The 17,062-nt window shown below is 64.0% G+C and carries 19 protein-coding genes; 15 read left to right on the top strand and 4 right to left on the bottom strand.

Going from position 1 to position 17,062, the window contains the following annotated elements; translation table 11 throughout:
- Positions 1–53: 53 nt before the first annotated feature.
- Together PD284_RS16115 and PD284_RS16110 are read left to right on the top strand one after the other, a co-directional pair.
- Complete coding sequence (locus PD284_RS16115; protein ID WP_274629187.1) at positions 54–1,679, top strand: acyl-CoA dehydrogenase family protein; 1,626 nt, start codon at positions 54–56, stop codon at positions 1,677–1,679.
- Positions 1,680–1,914: 235 nt separating this feature from the next.
- Positions 1,915–2,253: a DUF6105 family protein gene (locus PD284_RS16110; RefSeq protein WP_274629186.1), complete on the top strand. Its 339-nt coding sequence runs from the start codon at positions 1,915–1,917 to the stop codon at positions 2,251–2,253.
- Here PD284_RS16110 and ruvX read toward each other — a convergent pair.
- The gene (gene ruvX, locus PD284_RS16105) at positions 2,210–2,677 is read right to left on the bottom strand and encodes a Holliday junction resolvase RuvX (RefSeq protein ID WP_274629185.1); all 468 of its coding nucleotides are present in this window, start codon (positions 2,675–2,677) and stop codon (positions 2,210–2,212) included. The genes PD284_RS16110 and ruvX overlap by 44 nt on opposite strands.
- A 71-nt stretch (positions 2,678–2,748) precedes the next feature.
- Between ruvX and PD284_RS16100 the strand changes: the two genes are divergently transcribed.
- The 5 genes from PD284_RS16100 to PD284_RS16080 all read left to right on the top strand — a co-directional run bounded on the left by PD284_RS16100 (position 2,749) and on the right by PD284_RS16080 (position 6,664).
- Positions 2,749–3,456 carry a metal-dependent hydrolase gene (locus tag PD284_RS16100; protein WP_274629184.1) on the top strand — a complete coding sequence of 236 codons (708 nt, stop codon included), beginning with the start codon at positions 2,749–2,751 and terminating at the stop codon, positions 3,454–3,456.
- Between the two features lie 143 nt (positions 3,457–3,599).
- Positions 3,600–3,887, top strand: coding sequence for an Asp-tRNA(Asn)/Glu-tRNA(Gln) amidotransferase subunit GatC (gatC, locus tag PD284_RS16095; RefSeq protein WP_274629183.1), 288 nt, complete (start codon positions 3,600–3,602; stop codon positions 3,885–3,887).
- Between the two features lie 3 nt (positions 3,888–3,890).
- Positions 3,891–4,352, top strand: a complete 462-nt coding sequence (locus tag PD284_RS16090; protein ID WP_274629182.1) for a GNAT family N-acetyltransferase — start codon at positions 3,891–3,893, stop codon at positions 4,350–4,352.
- A 15-nt stretch (positions 4,353–4,367) separates the two neighbouring features.
- Positions 4,368–5,849, top strand: a complete 1,482-nt coding sequence (gatA, locus tag PD284_RS16085) for an Asp-tRNA(Asn)/Glu-tRNA(Gln) amidotransferase subunit GatA (RefSeq protein WP_274629181.1) — start codon at positions 4,368–4,370, stop codon at positions 5,847–5,849.
- A gap of 20 nt (positions 5,850–5,869) precedes the next feature.
- Complete coding sequence (locus tag PD284_RS16080; protein ID WP_274630662.1) at positions 5,870–6,664, top strand: YdcF family protein; 795 nt, start codon at positions 5,870–5,872, stop codon at positions 6,662–6,664.
- On the opposite strand, the gene PD284_RS16075 is transcribed toward PD284_RS16080, so the two are convergent.
- Positions 6,616–7,368, bottom strand: a complete 753-nt coding sequence (locus PD284_RS16075; protein WP_274629180.1) for a DUF599 domain-containing protein — start codon at positions 7,366–7,368, stop codon at positions 6,616–6,618. The genes PD284_RS16080 and PD284_RS16075 overlap by 49 nt on opposite strands.
- Before the next feature lie 284 nt (positions 7,369–7,652).
- Here PD284_RS16075 and PD284_RS16070 point away from each other — a divergent pair, with 284 nt between their 5' ends.
- The 5 genes from PD284_RS16070 (at position 7,653) to PD284_RS16050 (ending at position 11,371) form a co-directional block, all read left to right on the top strand.
- Positions 7,653–7,781: a hypothetical protein gene (locus PD284_RS16070; RefSeq protein ID WP_274629179.1), complete on the top strand. Its 129-nt coding sequence runs from the start codon at positions 7,653–7,655 to the stop codon at positions 7,779–7,781.
- A 172-nt stretch (positions 7,782–7,953) separates the two neighbouring features.
- Positions 7,954–9,357 (top strand): L-serine ammonia-lyase, encoded by a 1,404-nt coding sequence (locus tag PD284_RS16065; protein WP_274629178.1) that lies wholly within the window; start codon positions 7,954–7,956, stop codon positions 9,355–9,357.
- A gap of 65 nt (positions 9,358–9,422) precedes the next feature.
- Entirely contained in the window at positions 9,423–9,860 is a 438-nt protein-coding gene (locus PD284_RS16060; protein WP_274629177.1) for a DUF1489 family protein, read from the top strand.
- Between the two features lie 93 nt (positions 9,861–9,953).
- Positions 9,954–10,679 carry a vWA domain-containing protein gene (locus PD284_RS16055; protein WP_274629176.1) on the top strand — a complete coding sequence of 242 codons (726 nt, stop codon included), beginning with the start codon at positions 9,954–9,956 and terminating at the stop codon, positions 10,677–10,679.
- The gene (locus PD284_RS16050) at positions 10,676–11,371 is read left to right on the top strand and encodes a DnaJ domain-containing protein (RefSeq protein ID WP_274629175.1); all 696 of its coding nucleotides are present in this window, start codon (positions 10,676–10,678) and stop codon (positions 11,369–11,371) included. The genes PD284_RS16055 and PD284_RS16050 overlap by 4 nt, the downstream gene beginning before the upstream one ends.
- A 46-nt stretch (positions 11,372–11,417) precedes the next feature.
- Here the strand turns inward: PD284_RS16050 and PD284_RS16045 are convergent, their stop codons facing one another.
- Positions 11,418–12,851, bottom strand: coding sequence for a D-alanyl-D-alanine carboxypeptidase (locus PD284_RS16045; protein ID WP_274629174.1), 1,434 nt, complete (start codon positions 12,849–12,851; stop codon positions 11,418–11,420).
- A gap of 244 nt (positions 12,852–13,095) precedes the next feature.
- Between PD284_RS16045 and PD284_RS16040 the strand changes: the two genes are divergently transcribed.
- The 3 genes from PD284_RS16040 to clpA all read left to right on the top strand — a co-directional run bounded on the left by PD284_RS16040 (position 13,096) and on the right by clpA (position 16,474).
- Positions 13,096–13,425 carry a phasin family protein gene (locus PD284_RS16040; protein ID WP_274629173.1) on the top strand — a complete coding sequence of 110 codons (330 nt, stop codon included), beginning with the start codon at positions 13,096–13,098 and terminating at the stop codon, positions 13,423–13,425.
- A gap of 228 nt (positions 13,426–13,653) precedes the next feature.
- Entirely contained in the window at positions 13,654–14,019 is a 366-nt protein-coding gene (gene clpS, locus PD284_RS16035; protein WP_411956221.1) for an ATP-dependent Clp protease adapter ClpS, read from the top strand.
- Positions 14,020–14,026: 7 nt separating this feature from the next.
- The gene (gene clpA, locus PD284_RS16030) at positions 14,027–16,474 is read left to right on the top strand and encodes an ATP-dependent Clp protease ATP-binding subunit ClpA (protein ID WP_274629172.1); all 2,448 of its coding nucleotides are present in this window, start codon (positions 14,027–14,029) and stop codon (positions 16,472–16,474) included.
- A gap of 44 nt (positions 16,475–16,518) precedes the next feature.
- Here clpA and PD284_RS16025 read toward each other — a convergent pair whose 3' ends face one another.
- Positions 16,519–17,034, bottom strand: a complete 516-nt coding sequence (locus tag PD284_RS16025) for an Lrp/AsnC family transcriptional regulator (protein ID WP_274630660.1) — start codon at positions 17,032–17,034, stop codon at positions 16,519–16,521.
- Between the last annotated feature and the right edge of the window lie 28 nt (positions 17,035–17,062).

The following is a 17,062-nucleotide window of genomic DNA, read 5'->3' as shown; positions in this document are numbered from 1 at the left end:
GCGACGCGGGCATCCGAGAATTCTCCGCCGGCGGGCGGAGCGAAAGGTTTCAGTTGAACCACGAGGTTACCAATCAGTCCCCGCCTATGACGGGAACCAATGCCTGGCGTGGCGACCCGCTGCTGACCCAGATAGGCGAGCGCTTTTCGGAAGCGGTGCGCAGGGACCTGGACCAGCTGGGCCGATTCGTGACGAACGGGGAAGCCCAGGAGCTCGCCCGCCTTGCCAACAGCGAGACGCCGAAGCTCAAGACGCACGATCGGCATGGCAACCGGCTGGACATGGTGGAATTCCATCCGGCCTATCACGCCCTGATGCGGCGTTCGATCGCCAACGGCCTTCACGCCTCGATCTGGGAGAACGGCGACGCCGAGATCGGACGTCGACATCAGGTAAGGGCAGCGCGCTTCTACCTGACGGCGGAACTCGAATGCGGCCACCTGTGCCCCATCACGATGACCTCCGCTTCGCTCGCCGCGCTGATGTCGAGCCCGAAGCTGTTCCGCGAATGGGCTCCGCGTGTGACCACGCGCAAATATGACCAGTCGCAGAAGCCGCCCGTCGAGAAGACCGGGCTGACGCTGGGCATGGGCATGACCGAGAAGCAAGGCGGGACGGATGTGCGCGCCACCACCACCCGCGCCGAGCGCGCGGGGAACGGGTTCTACCGACTGACCGGCCACAAATGGTTCATGTCGGCGCCAATGTCCGACGCATTCCTTATCCTCGCGCAGGCGCCGGAAGGTCTGTCCTGCTTCCTTGCGCCCCGGCTCCTCAGCGACGGCAAGGGCAATGGCTTCCGTTTTCAGCGGCTCAAGGACAAGCTCGGCAACCGCTCGAACGCCTCTTCCGAGGTCGAGCTCGAAAACACCATCGGGGAGATGGTGGGTGAGCCCGGCGCCGGCATCAAGACGATCATGGACATGGTGACGCTGACCCGGCTTGATTGCGCGGTGGCCTCGGCCGGCCTCATGCGGGCAGGCCTGAGCGAGGCGGTGCACCATGCCCGCCACCGCAAGGTTTTCGGCAATGCGCTCTTCGACCAGCCGCTCATGCAGCGGGTCCTGGCCGACATGGCCCTGGACGTCGCCGGCGCGACCGCGCTTTCGTTCCGCCTCGCACGGTCGTTCGACGAGGCGGCGGAATCGCGCGGGGAGGCGGCCTTTGCCCGGGCGATGACGCCGGTCGTCAAGTATTGGGTCTGCAAGATCGCCCCGGCGCTGCTCTATGAGGCGATGGAGTGCCTGGGCGGCAACGGCTATGTCGAGGAAGGGCCTGTCGCGCGCTACTATCGCGAGGCGCCCGTCAACGCCATCTGGGAGGGGTCCGGCAACGTGATGGCGCTCGACGTCCTGCGTGTGCTGTCACGCGCCCCTGCGCTGTTCGACGAGGTGCTGGGCGGTATCGAGCGCGATCTCGGGGCGCATGGCCGCGGTACCGTTGGCGTGCTGCGGGCGGCAATGCAGGTCGCCGGCCGCGACGAGGGTTCGGCGCGCATCCTCACGGAGCAGCTCGCGCTGGCTGCCGCTGCTGCCGAACTGCGCCGATTGGGGGCAGGGCGAATCGCTGACGCCTTCCTCGAGACCCGGCTCGCCGGGCAATGGCGAGGAACCTACGGCATGCTGGACGCGCGCCACGACGCGCGGCTGATCGTCGAAACGCTCTATCCGGCGTCGTAGGACAACAAGCGCTCGCAGTCATACGGTTCCCGCGCAGCCCACCTCGCAGCGCGGGTTTTCCACGTTTTTGCGATGCGCGTTAACCTTAACAAATGGTTTACGTTGCCGTCGGCCTCCGCCCGCGTCAGTTTTAGTCTCAGCAGATTAGGCAAATCATGCGGCGCGTTCCGATATCCGATCTCACTTCCAGCCGGATGTCCGCATCCGCCGTACCCGCGTCCGGAGGACGCCGATAATGCGCTATATCCTGACGCTGTGGGCTTTGCCGCTGGTCATATTCTGGGGCTGGTATTTTCTCTCCCTCAACGACATCAACTTCGGCTACGCGATGCTGAGCCGACAGGTCCACGATTTCGCGTTCCGGATGTACGGGCAGATTCTCGGCATCGATCCTGCGGTCATTCCCGGCATGATCCTGAAAGCCTGCATCATCGACACGGGGATCATCGGGGCGATTTGGGCATTCCGCCGCCGCCGCGAGATAGCGGCCTGGTGGCGCCGGCGCAGGGAAGCACCGGAGTCAGTGGCGCTCAACGCAGAGCGTGGATCCGGTCCAGCACTCCTTGCAGAATGAAAGCGGCCGCGGCCGAATCGATCCGGCCCTCCCGCTTTTTGCGGGACACATCCATCTCAAGCAGCGCGCGCTCCGCGGCCACCGTCGACAGGCGCTCGTCCCAGAAGGCGAAGGGCATTTCGGTCAGCCGCGCCATGTTGCGCACGAAGGCGCGGGACGCTTGTGCGCGTGGGCCCTCGGAGCCGTCCATGTTGACCGGCAATCCCATGATCACTGCCGTGACGCCCTCCCTGGCCAGCAAAGCCAGGAGCGCCTCGGCGTCGGCGGTGAACTTCTTGCGGATGATCACCGGGCGGGGATGCGCGAAGGACAGGCCGCGGTCCGACACGGCGACACCGATCGTCTTCTCGCCGAGGTCGAGAGCCGCGAGAGCGCCGCGCTCGCCAAGGTGAGCGGGAACGGCGTCGATTTCGATGACGGGCAACGGCTTTCCTTTGACTTGAAGCTACCGCGTTCTATCCTCCCGGCGATTTGAAATCGAGACAGGAGATCGCGATGAAACTCACCTGGTACGGGCATTCGGCGTTTCGCGTCGAAGCGGGAGACGCGACCATCCTGATTGACCCCTTTCTGACCGGAAATCCTTCGTGGAGCGGCGGCTGGGAGGGGGCTGCCGAAAACGTGACTCACGTCCTGCTCACCCATGGTCACAATGATCATATCGGCGACTCGGCGGCGATCCTGAAGAAGACCGGCGCCATGCTGGTGGCCAATTTCGAGATCTGCATGTACCTCGTTGGCCAGGGCGTCAGCGGCGACAGGATCAACCCCGGCAATCACGGCGGCACCGTCGATTGCGGCGGCTTCACCACGACCTTCGTGAATGCCCTGCATTCCTCGTCCTTCAATGCCGGCGACGGCTCCAACACCTATCTTGGCAATCCGGCTGGGCTCGTGCTGCACTTTCCGAACGACAAGTCGCTCTACCACATGGGCGACACCGACATTTTTGGCGACATGGCGCTGATCAACGAGTTGCATGAGCCTGCTGTCGGTATCGTGCCGATCGGGGATCGCTTCACGATGGGCGGCGCTGTGGCCGCGCTCGCCTGCAAGCGCTTCTTCAAGTTCGAGACGGTCATCCCCTGCCACTATGGCTCGTTTCCGATCATCGACCAGAACGCCGACAAGTTCGTCGCCGGGATGCAGGGATCCGGCGTTGAGGTGAAGCTGCCGAAGCCGGGCGAAGCGTTCACCATCTAGGCGCATCGCCGTGCAGGACCGGCTGGGCGTGCCTCTCGCCTCGCTTGGGAGAAATCCGGCCGGTTCCTCCGGGTGGGTGTGTTGCGCCGCCGCCGCCGCGCCGCTATAGGCCGGTACTGACTTCAGCTGAACCACGAGCATCCATGTCCGTCGATCTCCAGACAGTGAAGCGCGTTGCGCATCTTGCCCGAATTGCAGTGACCGATGAGGACGCTGAGCGCATGACCGGCGAACTGAACGCCATCCTTGGCTTCGTCGAGCAATTGAACGAGGTCAATGTGGAGGGCGTCGAGCCCATGACCTCGGTGACGCCAATGGAAATGAAGAAGCGTGAGGACCAGGTCACCGACGGCAACAAGGCCGCCGACATCGTGGCGAACGCACCGGCTACGGACGAGAACTTCTTCCTGGTCCCCAAAGTGGTGGAGTAGGCGATGGTCCTCGCGGTCGCAGTCGAGAGCCCGCTGCAGGACGACGTGCGCGCGCTGATTGCCGAGCTCAACGCCACGCTGCTCGAACTGACGCCTGCAGAATTCTGCTATCACATGACCGTCGAGCAGATGGCGGATGCCGATACCTCCGTCTTCATCGCGCGCGATGACGCGCAGGCCATCGCGTGCGGAGCGCTGAAGCGCCACGACAACGGCGTCGGCGAGGTGAAGCGCATGTACACGCGGCGGACGCATCGGGGTCGCAGGATCGGCGCCGAGATCGTTGGACGGATCGAGGCGCAGGCCCGCAAGGAAGGCCTCAAGCGGCTGGTTCTGGAAACGGGCGATCGCCACCCGGCGGCATGGGCGGTGTACGAACGTGCCGGATTCAGGCGCTGCGGGCCGGTGCTCGACTACCCGGACTCCAAGTGGTCCGTCTTCTATGAAAAGAGCCTCGAAGGCTGAACGGAATCTGTTGCCATGAGCGATTTGACGAAACTGACGATTGCTGAGGCGCGCGAAAAGCTCCGTGCTCGCGAATTCACGTCGAGCGAGCTGACCAACGCGTATCTCGACGCCATCGACCGGGCAAATCCGGCAATCAACGCCTATGTCGCCGTGACCCATGAGAAGGCGCGGGACATGGCCCGGGCTTCGGACGCGAAGCTCGCGAGCGGCGAGGGCGGCGCGCTTGAAGGCATTCCGCTCGGCATCAAGGATCTGTTCGCCACCGAAGGCGTGCACACCCAGGCGTGCAGCCACGTGCTCGACGGATTCAAGCCTCGCTACGAATCGACCGTCTCGTCCAATCTCTGGGCCGACGGCGCGGTCATGCTCGGCAAGCTGAACATGGACGAGTTCGCGATGGGCTCCTCCAACGAGTCGTCCTACTACGGGCCGGTCAAGAACCCGTGGCGTGCGAAGGGCTCCAATCGCGATCTGGTTCCCGGCGGCTCCTCCGGCGGCTCCGCCTCGGCCGTCGCCTCGTGGCTTTGCGCCGGAGCAACGGCGACGGACACCGGCGGCTCGATCCGCCAGCCTGCGGCCTTCACCGGCACGGTCGGCATCAAGCCCACCTACGGGCGATGCTCGCGCTGGGGCATCGTCGCCTTCGCCTCGTCTCTCGACCAGGCCGGGCCGATCACGCGCGACGTGCGCGACGCGGCGATCATGTTGAAGTCGATGGCCTCGGTCGATGCCAAGGACACCACCTCGGTAGACCGTCCGGTCCCTGACTATGAGGCGGCTATCGGCCAGTCCATCCGTGGCATGAAGGTCGGCATCCCGAAGGAATACCGCGTCGACGGTATGCCGCAGGAGATCGAAGCCCTGTGGCAGAAGGGCATCGCATGGTTGAAGGATGCCGGCGCGGAGATCGTCGACATCTCGTTGCCGCACACGAAATATGCGCTGCCGGCCTACTACATCGTGGCGCCTGCCGAGGCGTCTTCGAACCTCGCCCGCTACGACGGCGTCCGCTACGGCCTTCGGGTGCCGGGCAAGGACATCATAGACATGTACGAGAAGACCCGCGCCGCAGGCTTCGGCCGCGAGGTCAAGCGTCGCATCATGATCGGCACCTATGTGCTGTCGGCCGGCTACTACGACGCCTACTATCTGCAGGCGCAGAAGGTGCGTACGCTCATCAAGAAGGATTTCGAGGACGTCTTCGCGGCGGGCGTCGACGTCATCCTGACGCCGGCAACGCCATCCGCCGCCTTCGGCCTTGCCGACCAGGATATGGCCGCGGACCCGGTAAAGATGTACCTCAACGACATCTTCACCGTTACCGTGAACATGGCCGGCCTGCCGGGCATTGCCGTGCCTGCCGGGCTTGACGGTCACGGGCTCCCACTTGGGCTGCAACTCATCGGCAAGCCTTTCGACGAGGAGACGCTGTTCCGCACCGGTGCGGTGATCGAGAAGGCCGCGGGCCGTTTCGAGCCCGAGAGGTGGTGGTAGGCCCATCGGCAGCTGACCCTTTGTTCTTCGTCGCCGCCAAGGTCTTCTGGTTCGTCGCGCAGCCGATCAATCTGACGGCGATCCTGCTTCTGCTCGGTGTCTTTTTCCTGTTGATCGGATGGAAGACGACAGCGACGGCCGTGATGTCCGCTGCGGCGTTGGGATTGGTGCTGTCGGCCTGGACGTCGCTGGGCGCCTTGCTGCTCAATCCGCTTGAGGAACGCTTCCAGCGGCCCCATCTCCCAGAAAGCGTGACCGGCATCGTCGTCCTTGGCGGCGGGCTGGAAGGACAGATCAACCGCGTGCGCGGCGGCTACGAGCTCAATGCGGGCGGCGACCGCTTCCTCGAGGCGGCGGTGCTCGGCCGGCGGTTCCCCGATGCGAGGGTTGTCGTGACCGGTGGGGTGGGCACCCTCATCCTGGAGGGGGAAGGCGATGCGGATACCGCGGTGCGCCTGTTCACAGCCCTCGGCTTTCCGCGCGAACGACTGACCCTCGAAAACCAGTCTCGCGACACCTACGAGAACGCGGTCTACACCAAGGCAATGGTCGATCCCAAACCGGGCGAGACCTGGCTGCTGGTCACGTCGGCGTTCCACATGCCTCGGTCCATGGCGCTTTTCCGTAAAGCTGGGTTCGACGTGCTGCCATGGCCGGTGGACTATCGCACCTCCGGAGCAGAGGGTCTTGGCTTCTTCCGCGACAACCCCAACGATTCGATCCGCAACACGGGAACCGCGATCCGCGAGTGGATAGGGCTCCTTGCCTATTGGTTCTCCGGCCGCATCGATACCCCATTTCCCGGGCCACCCTGACCGGTCGACGCGCGGATGGCGGCGTGCCGCGCTTCGGAGAAGAATTGGCGCCGTACCAGGACGCCAAACAGCAGCAGCGTGCTGACGGCCAGCGCCAGCGGGCCGACGAACCAGCCAAGATAAGCGATCGAGAAGAAGATCGCCCTCAGCCCGGCATTGAAGTGCCGTCCGGCAAGAACGTTCATGCGGGCGGCGCGCCAGGCGGCGATCTCGGTCGCCGTGCCGGAAGAGGCCGCGTCGTGCGGCAGGGGCACGGCGCCGATCAGGATCGAGCAATAGTTGAACAGCCGGTACGACCAGCCAAACTTGAAGAAGGCATAGGCCAGCAACACGGCGAGGCCGACGACCTTCAGCTCGAAAACGCCGGGCGGCGGCTCGGTGACGAAGGGAAGCTGCACCAGCACCGAGTGGACGACGTCACGCGAGCCCAGCAGTGCAAAACAGCCGCCCAACGCGATCAGGGAGCTCGAGGCGAAGAACGCGGTACCCTGCTGGAGCCCGATCATGATGCTGGTGTCGATCATGCGCAACTCGCGGCGCGCCATCATGCGCATCCATTCCTCGCGCTGGCGGTTCATCGCCCTCGACAGCGAGACGCGTGAAAACAGCCGCCCGTCGGCGGCCATCGAATGAACAATCCAGACGATCAGGAACAGCGCTAGGGAGGCAATGTCCGCACCGGACAAAGGAAGGGATTCGGCCATGCGCCTGTCTAGCACGAACCATCGAGGAGCGGAGCAGGGTGGCGCGCCGCCGCAGACTTGCCGCAAATCCTACCAATGCGTATACGCGCTGCCGCGGCTAAGCCATTGATCTGACGACGGCATGTGCTTTGTGCATGGCAGGCCTGCGGGGCGCTGCCACGTTCTTGCCACTTTTCTCGTTGCGAAGGGCGAACCGAACGCGTATCCCAAGGCGTCACTTGGGACCGGGAAAGATGCGGCAAAGCCGGTGTCCCCGGTGGGATTGGCAGGCATACAGGAAAATCATGGACGAAAGCGTTCAGAAATCCTGCTGGGGCGTCACCGTCAAAGCAGTGATTGGAATTGCAGTTTTGTTGCTTCTGGCATGGCTCTTCACCGGAGCTGAAACCGCGACAGCGGTGCTGGCAAGATAGACGGTCAATCCGGGATTGTTGGGGGCGCGGCTTCGGGGCTGCGCCCTCGTTGCATTCTCTCAGGCTCGATGTCGTGCGTCCGCCAGCCGAAGACGGCGACAGTTGCGCGCTGGACCATCAAATCGACAAAGCCTATCGATACCTGCTGACGGCATATCGGGAGCTCAGGCGCGTGTTCCTTTCTGTATTCGACCTTTTCAAGATCGGCATCGGCCCGTCGAGCTCGCACACGATGGGGCCGATGTCGGCCGCCGTTCGGTTTCTAGACGAAATCCTCAACGGCGACTGGCCGCGCCCGGCAGGTGTCCGGGTGGACCGCGTGGCCGCCAGCCTGCACGGCTCGCTGGCCTTTACGGGTGTCGGCCACGGAAGTGACCGCGCCGTCATCCTGGGGCTGACGGGCCAGACCCCGCAGACTGTCGATCCGGACAGGGTCGACGAGACGATCGCCCGCATCACGGCAGAACGGCGCGTGTCGCCGCCCGGACATTCGGGTTACCGTTTCGATCCGGCCCACGACCTTGTCCTGGACAAGAAGACGCCGTTGCTGGGTCATGCCAATGGCATGGCCTTCTACGCCTACGACGCTTCCGACCGACTGCTCCTCAAGCGCATCTACTACTCGATCGGCGGCGGTTTCGTCGTATCCGAGGAGGAACTGCAGCGCATGAAGGCGCAGGGCGCCAAGGCCGCGGCCGGCAAGAAGGTGCCCTATCCGTTCAGGAGCGCCGCTGAAATGCTCGCGATGGCTGAGAAGAGCGGGCTCTCCATTGCCGAGATGAAGCGCGTGAACGAGGAAAGCCTCATGTCGCGCGACGAGCTGGATGCCGGCCTCGACGCGATCTGGAACGCCATGCGAGCCTGCATCGACCGCGGGCTCTCCCAGGACGGCATCATGCCTGGCGGGCTCAAGGTGCGCCGCCGGGCGCGCCAACTGCACGACAAGCTGCAGGACGAATGGCAACGGAATCGGCCCAATCCTCTGCTCGCCAATGACTGGCTGTCGATCTACGCGATGGCCGTGAACGAGGAGAATGCGGCCGGCGGCCGCGTCGTCACGGCGCCCACCAATGGAGCCGCCGGCGTGGTGCCCGCGGTGATGCGCTACTGGCTGCATTTTCACGCCGAGGCCGACCAGGCGAGCATCCGTGACTTCCTGCTGACGGCGGCCGCCATCGGCGGCATCATCAAGACCAACGCTTCGATCTCCGGCGCCGAGGTGGGCTGCCAGGGAGAGGTGGGCTCCGCATCGGCAATGGCCGCCGCCGGGTTGGCGGCAGTGCTGGGCGGCTCGCCCGAGCAGGTCGAGAATGCTGCCGAGATCGCCCTCGAGCATCATCTGGGCATGACTTGCGATCCCGTTGCGGGTCTTGTGCAGGTGCCATGCATCGAGCGCAACGCTCTCGGCGCGGTGAAGGCCGTGACCGCTGCCTCGCTGGCGATCAAGGGGGACGGAACGCATTTCGTGCCGCTCGATGCGGCCATCGAGACGATGCGTCAGACCGGCGTCGACATGAACGAGAAGTACAAGGAAACGAGTCTGGGCGGGCTTGCCGTGAACGTCGTGGAGTGCTGAGCGCCCCCTGTGAATAACCGCCTTCACGGTTGACCCGCCATGCCGGAGGCTTAAACGGTCCTGCAATGGCCCTGAACATCCTAAAACTCTGCGTCGGCTGCGACAGCGTTGAGGATCTCGAAGAATGGATCGCGTTCAAGCTCGATGAGCGGCGGCGCGCCGGCGAGCCTGTGGAGCATTTCCATACGACGCGCATGGTGCCCAGCCGCACCAACGAGGTGACGTCGGGCGGTTCGCTCTACTGGGTCATCAAGGGCAACGTGCAGTGCCGCCAGTTGATCACCGAGATCAGGCCGTTCGTCGACGGCGAGGGAATCGGGCGCTGCAAGCTCATGTTGGATGAAAACGTGGTGCGCACCGATTGGCAGCCGCGCCGCGCTTTCCAGGGATGGCGCTACCTGAAGGCGGAAGATGCCCCGGCCGATCTCGGGAAGGGGCATGCCGGCTTGGTCGCCATGCCTGCCGACCTTCGGCAGGAACTCGCCTCGCTTGGACTGCTGTAAGAACGCGCTGAGGTTGACCGCGTTCGGTCCAGTTCAGCCTTCATGCCACCAGCGGGCTTGCAAGCGCGGGGCGTTCGCCACATCTTGATGGTGATGAGCGACGAAAAATCCCTCACATCCACCGGAAAGGCCGGTGAGCCGTCGCTGCGGCGCTCCGCGCCGAGCGAGATCGAGGCCTTCGTGCGTCAGGTCCAGGCCGCCGCCGCCACCTCCGGCGCGGGCAGGTTGATCCTTGCCCTGGACGCAACCATGAGTCGCCAGCCGACCTGGGACCTTGCCTGCGAGTTGCAAGGGAAGATGTTCGATGCCGTGGGCAAGACCGGCGCGCTGAAGGTCCAGCTGGTCTATTTCCGCGGCTTCGGCGAATGCCGGTCATCAAGGTTCGTCGCCGACACGAACTCGCTGAAGGACCTGATGACCAGGATCGACTGCCGGGCCGGCCATACGCAGATCGGCAAGGTGCTGACGCACGCGCTCAAGGAAGCAAGCGGACAGAAGATCGCCGCTCTGGTCTATATTGGCGACGCGATGGAAGAGAGCATCGACGACCTCGCCGAGAAGGCCGGTCGGCTCGGGTTGCATGGCGTGCCGGCCTTTGTGTTCCAGGAGGGCAGGGACCAACAGGCGGAACGCGCATTCAAGGAGATCGCGCGCCTGACGAAAGGCGCATGGTTCCGATTCGACCGCGACTCGGCGTCGACGCTGGCAAAGCTCCTATCGTCGATCGCCGTCTTCGCCACTGGCGGTCTGAAGGCGCTGCAGGCGCGCAATCGCCCCGAAGATCGCCTGATGATCGAACATCTGAGCGGGTCGAGATGAGCGTTTTTCTTGGACTGCTCGCGGGATTGACCGTGATCGCCGCTCTGTTCGTCGTTTTTGTCAGGACGGACGCGCAATCCCTGGCGAACGGACTGCGGCTGGCCGGGCCGGTGGTGGCCGGCGTCGCCGGCGTCGTGCTCATGTTGCTCGGACGCGCAGGATTGGGCGGGATGCTCATCTCCGGCGCACTGGCATGGTTCGCGTCGGTGCGCCGCGCCACCCGAGCGACGAAGTCGCCCTCCAGGCGCTCGACGGTGCGTACCGCTGCGCTGGAGATGGAGCTTGACCACGACACCGGCGCCCTGGAAGGAATCGTGCTTGCCGGTCGCTACGAAGGCAGCATCCTGACTCGGATGAGCGAGGCCGATCTGCTCGGCATTTACGCCGAGCTGGCGTCGGACGGCGAGAGCCGGCAGCTACTTGAGACGTACCTTGACGGCCGATTTCCCGCTTGGCGCGAAGACCTGAAGGCGGACGCTGGCCACGGGAAGGGAATTCCTCCAGGCTCGGGCGCCATGACTAAGGAGGAGGCTTACAAGGTCCTTGGTCTTGAATCGGGGGCTACCCCGGCGGATGTCCGCAAGGCGCACCGCCGCCTGATGCAGCGCCTGCACCCCGACATCGGCGGATCGCCGTTCCTGGCGGCGCGGATCAACGAAGCCAAGGACGTCCTTCTCTCCGATCACAACTGAAGCTCCTTCGACGAAATACAAGCCCGGAGGCGGAGAGTTCACCCACTCACTGAGTGGCGTAGCAGGCGATCTTCTTCTTCTTGAGCGCGCCGCAGGCGCTCCATGCGGCGGTCTTGGTTTCGAACCCACCGAAACGGGCGCGATAGTAGAGGGTCCCGTCCTTCTCGAAGGTGACGGTGTAGGCCGATGCGGAGGCAACCGCGGCGCCCGCCTTCTGGGCGATGGATTCCAGCGCCTTGCGGGCTTCGCTTTCGCTGGGCGAAGAGGCGACCTGGATCGACCAGCCGCTCCCGCCACGCGTGGATGCCGTGCTGATCGGGTCGACGGCGACCTTCGGCCTGGGGGCGGGGTCCGCGTAGGCCTGCTCGATCGCTTCGACACGCTCCTGCCGCGCCAGCAGCTTCGGCGTCGGCACGTCACCGCCGAAGCGCTCAGCGGCGGGCGCCTCGATCGCGACGCCGGCGGACGCGATCTTGTATTCCTCGATCGCGTCGGCGACGTCATTGGCGTCGCCTTCGGAGACGTCGAACGCGTCAGGACGCTCGTCGGGCGTCGGCGCGTCGCTCTTGGGCAGCATGGCGACAGCCATGTCCTTCAGAGTCTTGGGGTCGGTTTTGGCGATCAGATCGCCCCCGCCGCCGCGACCCGAAGCCTTCGGCAGGTAGGTCTTGATGAGTTCGGCCATACGGTTGTCGCGGCTGCGGCCCGACTCGCCGCCGAGCACCACGGCGACGATCTTGCGGTTGCCGTCGACCACCGAGGAAACGAGGTTGAAGCCGGATGCGCGCGTGTAGCCGGTCTTGATGCCGTCGACGCCTTCGATGCGTCCCAGCAGGCGGTTGTGGTTGGCGATGCGCTGCTTGCCGTACTTGAACGAGCGGGTGGAGAAGTAGTCGTAATACTGCGGGAAGTGCTCGCGCAGCGCGATGCCGAGCGTTGCCATGTCGCGCGCCGTCGTGAACTGGCCGGTGTTGGGGAGGCCGTGTGGATTGCGGAACACCGTGCTCTTCATGCCGAGGCTGCGCGCCTTGGCCGTCATCATCTTCGCGAAGTCGGCCTCTGAACCGCCGAGCAGTTCCGCGAGCGCCGAAGACGCGTCGTTGGCGGAGCGCGTGATCAGCGCATAGATGGCGGTTTCGACGCTGATCGAACCGCCGGCCTTCACGCCGAGCTTCGTGGGCGGCTGCGACGCAGCATGCTGGGAGAACCGGACCTGGCTCGTCGTCTTGATCTTGCCGCGCTGCAGCGCCTCGAACGTCAGGTAGAGCGTCATCATCTTCGTCAGGGACGCGGGGTAGCGTCGCGAATCCGCACTCGACGAGTGCAGGACCTTGCCGGTGTTCGCGTCGACCACGATCGCCGCATACTTCGCCGCGACAGCCTCGGCGGCGAACGACAAGCTGAGAACGATGGCGAGGAGGAGGGCGGCCGGCCGGCCGAAGAAAGCCCACTTGCTGGGCAGCGCAAACGCCTGACGCACTGTTACATCCTTTGATGTTCTTGTCGGTCCCCGGACGGCCAAAGGTGTCCATCCAAGCATCCGGGGACTTTAGCTGCGCCAGCGTTACCAATCCGTTTATGGTAACCGAGACGTTCACAATTTCATTCGACCTTGTCTCGAAACCGCGGTTTCCGGCCTTTTCGCGGGGCGCTTCTTGACAAATTGTGCAGTGCACAATATCTCTAGCGCACCGCAGCATCCCCAGGAATGAAAGGATTTCCAGATGTGGCAGTCGTTTGATGATTTCAGCAAGTATGGCAAAGAGTTCGTGGATACCGGGCTGAAGAGCTACGCTTCGGTGTCGAAGGGCGCCCAGGCGATCGCAGCCGAGGCGACCGACTATTCGAAGAAGAGCTTCGAGGCCGGCAGCCAGGCTTTCGAGAAGCTGGTCTCTGCGAAGTCGCTCGAGAAGGCGATCGAGATCCAGTCGGATTACGCCAAGCAGGCCTATGAGGGCCTCGTCGCCGAAGCCACCAAGCTCGGCGAACTCTATGCCGATCTGGCCAAGGAAGCCTACAAGCCTTACGAGTCCATCATCGCCAAGGCGAAATGATCGCCGACGTCTGACTTCGGTCAGCGTCAGCAACAGGCATCAAAAGCCCGGTCGCGGAAGCGCGGCCGGGCTTTTGCTATGCACGCCCTGCCACACAATTCCGTCAACTCTCCGCATGGTCAGTTCCGCACCGTATTGTCAGCGTGGAAGAAGGGCTTAAAATCGAGACCGAAGCACATACATGTGGAAGTGAGCGAGCTTGCGGAATCAAGGGCAGATGTTGTGAGAATGGGCGGTGCGGCCACGCGAGACATCGTGGCGCGAATGCAGAACGGCGACGAGCGGAGCGGCGGACCCGGTCGCGGCACAGCCGTGATCACGCGCACGAAACCCAAGACCAAGAAGCCTTCGCTCTATCGTGTCCTGATCCTGAACGACGACTACACGCCGATGGAATTTGTGGTCCATGTGCTGGAACGCTTTTTTCAGAAGGATCGGGAAGCCGCGACGCGCATTATGCTCCATGTCCACAATCACGGAGTGGGCGAGTGTGGCGTCTATACGTTCGAGGTCGCAGAGACCAAAGTGACGCAAGTCATGGATTTTGCCCGTCAGCATCAGCATCCGCTGCAATGCGTGATGGAGAAGAAGTGAGGTTATAATGCCGGCTTTCTCCCAAGGCCTGGAAAAGGCGCTGCATCAGGCGTTGACCTTCGCCAACGAACGCCATCACGAGTATGCGACGCTCGAGCACTTGCTGCTCGCGCTGATCGATGACGGCGACGCCGCCGCGGTCATGCGTGCTTGCAATGTCGATCTCGACGAGCTCAAGCAGACAGTAATCACCTACATCGACACCGAGCTCGACAACCTGGTCACGGGCTATGACGAGGACTCGAAGCCCACGGCCGGCTTTCAGCGCGTGATTCAGCGCGCCGTGATCCACGTGCAGTCATCGGGTCGTGAGGAGGTATCCGGCGCCAACGTGCTCGTCGCCATCTTCGCCGAGCGCGAGAGCCATGCTGCCTACTTCCTCCAGGAGCAGCAGATGACCCGCTACGACGCGGTCAACTACATCTCGCACGGCATAGCAAAGCGGCCGGGGGCCAACGAATCGCGTTCGCCGCGTGGCGCCGAGGAGGAGCAGTCCGGCCAGGCGAACGGCGATCAGTCCGAAGACAACGGCAAGAAGAAGCAGCAAGATGCGCTGTCGGCCTATTGCGTCAACCTGAACAACAAGGCCAAGGCCGGTCGGATCGACCCGCTGATCGGGCGGGCGTCCGAAATCAATCGCACGATCCAGGTGCTGTGCCGCCGCTCCAAGAACAACCCGCTCTATGTCGGCGATCCCGGCGTCGGCAAGACGGCGATCGCCGAGGGACTGGCCAAGCGCATCGTCGAGGGCGACGTCCCCGGCGTGCTCACCAACGCCACCATCTTCGCGCTCGACATGGGCACGCTGCTTGCCGGCACGCGCTATCGCGGCGACTTCGAGGAGCGGCTGAAGCAGGTCGTCAAGGAGCTCGAGGACTACCCCGGCGCCATCCTCTTCATCGACGAGATCCACACAGTGATCGGGGCGGGTGCGACGTCCGGCGGCGCCATGGACGCGTCCAACCTGCTCAAGCCGGCGCTGTCGTCCGGCACGATCCGCTGCATCGGCTCGACCACCTACAAGGAGTTCCGCCAGTTCTTCGAGAAGGACCGGGCCCTCGTCCGTCGCTTCCAGAAGATCGACGTGAACGAGCCGACGGTCGATGATGCCATCGAGATCATGAAGGGCCTGAAGCCCTACTACGAAGACTTCCACAAAGTGAAGTTCACCAACGACGCGATCAAGGCGGCTGTCGAGCTTTCGGCCCGCTACATCAACGATCGCAAGCTGCCGGACAAGGCGATCGACGTGATCGACGAGACGGGCGCGTCGCAGATGCTGCTGCCGGAGGCCAAGCGCAAGAAGACGATCTCGGTGAAGGAAATCGAGGCGACCATCGCCACGATGGCGCGCATCCCGCCCAAGACCGTCTCTGCCGACGACGAGAAGGTACTCGCCAATCTCGAGGCCGAGCTGAAGCGCGTCGTTTACGGCCAGGACATGGCGATCGAGGCGCTTTCGGCGTCGATCAAGCTGGCGCGTGCCGGCCTGCGCGAACCGGAAAAGCCGATCGGCTCCTACCTGTTCTCCGGTCCGACGGGCGTCGGCAAGACCGAGGTGGCGAAGCAGCTTGCTGCCTCGCTCGGGGTCGAGCTTCTGCGCTTCGACATGTCGGAATACATGGAGCGCCACACGGTGAGCAGGCTCATCGGCGCGCCTCCCGGCTATGTCGGCTTCGACCAGGGCGGCCTTCTGACCGACGGCGTCGACCAGCATCCGCATTGCGTGTTGCTGCTCGACGAGATCGAGAAGGCGCATCCGGACCTGTTCAACATCCTGTTGCAGGTGATGGACCATGGCAAGCTGACCGATCACAACGGCAAGCAGATCGACTTCCGCAACGTCATCCTCATCATGACGACCAATGCGGGTGCAGCCGACATGGCCAGGGCGGCGATCGGGTTCGGCTCATCGAAGCGCGAAGGCGACGACATGGAAGCGATCAACCGGATGTTCACGCCGGAGTTCCGCAACCGTCTCGACGCGATCATCCCCTTCGGCTCGCTGCCCGTGCCGGTCATCCACCAGGTGGTGCAGAAGTTCGTCATTCAGCTCGAGGCGCAGTTGTCCGAGCGTGGCGTCACCTTCGACCTCGCGCCGGAGGCTGTCGCCTGGCTGGCGGACAAGGGCTACGACGAGCGCATGGGCGCGCGGCCTCTTGGCCGCGTGATCCAGGAGCACATCAAGAAGCCGCTGGCGGACGAAGTGCTGTTCGGCAAGCTCAGGAAGGGCGGCACGGTCCGGGTCACCGTGGACGGCGACAAGCTGAAGCTCGACACCGTCGCCGACGAGGTGCCGGTCAAGCCGAAGAAGGAGGAGCCGGAAAAACCGCTTCCCCGCAAGTCCAAGGCGAAGAAGGCGGCGGCGCCGAAGAAGGCGGCCGCACCCAAGCCGAAGCCTGCGGCCGGGAAGGGCCCCAAGCGTAGTCTGGTGCCGCAGCTGCCACGAAAGTAGCCTCCAGCTGATCTGAAACAGGCCGTCCTCTCGGGCGGCCTTTTTCATTTGCCGGGAATCCGGGCTGCGAAAGCGCCAGTGGTTGATCGCGAACCGGCGACAAGCGGTGGCATGCGGCGCTCCACAGGCGTCGACTGGATGATCGACGTATTTGTCATCGCATAGGGAATGATCTGGTCGATCACCCGTTCGAGATCCTGCATGTCCCGCACAAACGCGCGGGCCATGAAGCAGTCGTCTCCGGTGATACGGTCGCATTCGACCACTTCTGGCAACTTTCTCAAGATATCCGCGACGCGCTGCAGTTCGCCGGGCAGCGGTCGCACGCGGAGCCATGCCGCCACCGGAAGCCCCAGCGCTCTTGCGTTGATCCGGACGGCATAGCCTTCGATCACGCCGTTCTCCTCCAGGCGCTTGAGCCGTTCGGAGACGCTCGGCGCGGAGAGGCCGACAGCGCGCGCCAGATCGGCGACGCTTGTGCGGGCGTTCTGCGACAGGGCCTGGAGAATCCGAGCGTCCACGGCGTCGACGTTGCCATCTTCATATCGAAGGCGTTTCATTCGAAATCTCTCATTTTTGTCGGCCAAT

The sequence above is a fragment of the Mesorhizobium shangrilense genome, from assembly GCF_028826155.1.
GTDB lineage: Bacteria > Pseudomonadota > Alphaproteobacteria > Rhizobiales > Rhizobiaceae > Arvimicrobium > Arvimicrobium flavum.
The sequence above is the reverse complement of the archived record's forward strand: the minus strand, read 5'-3'. Positions and strand labels throughout refer to the sequence as shown.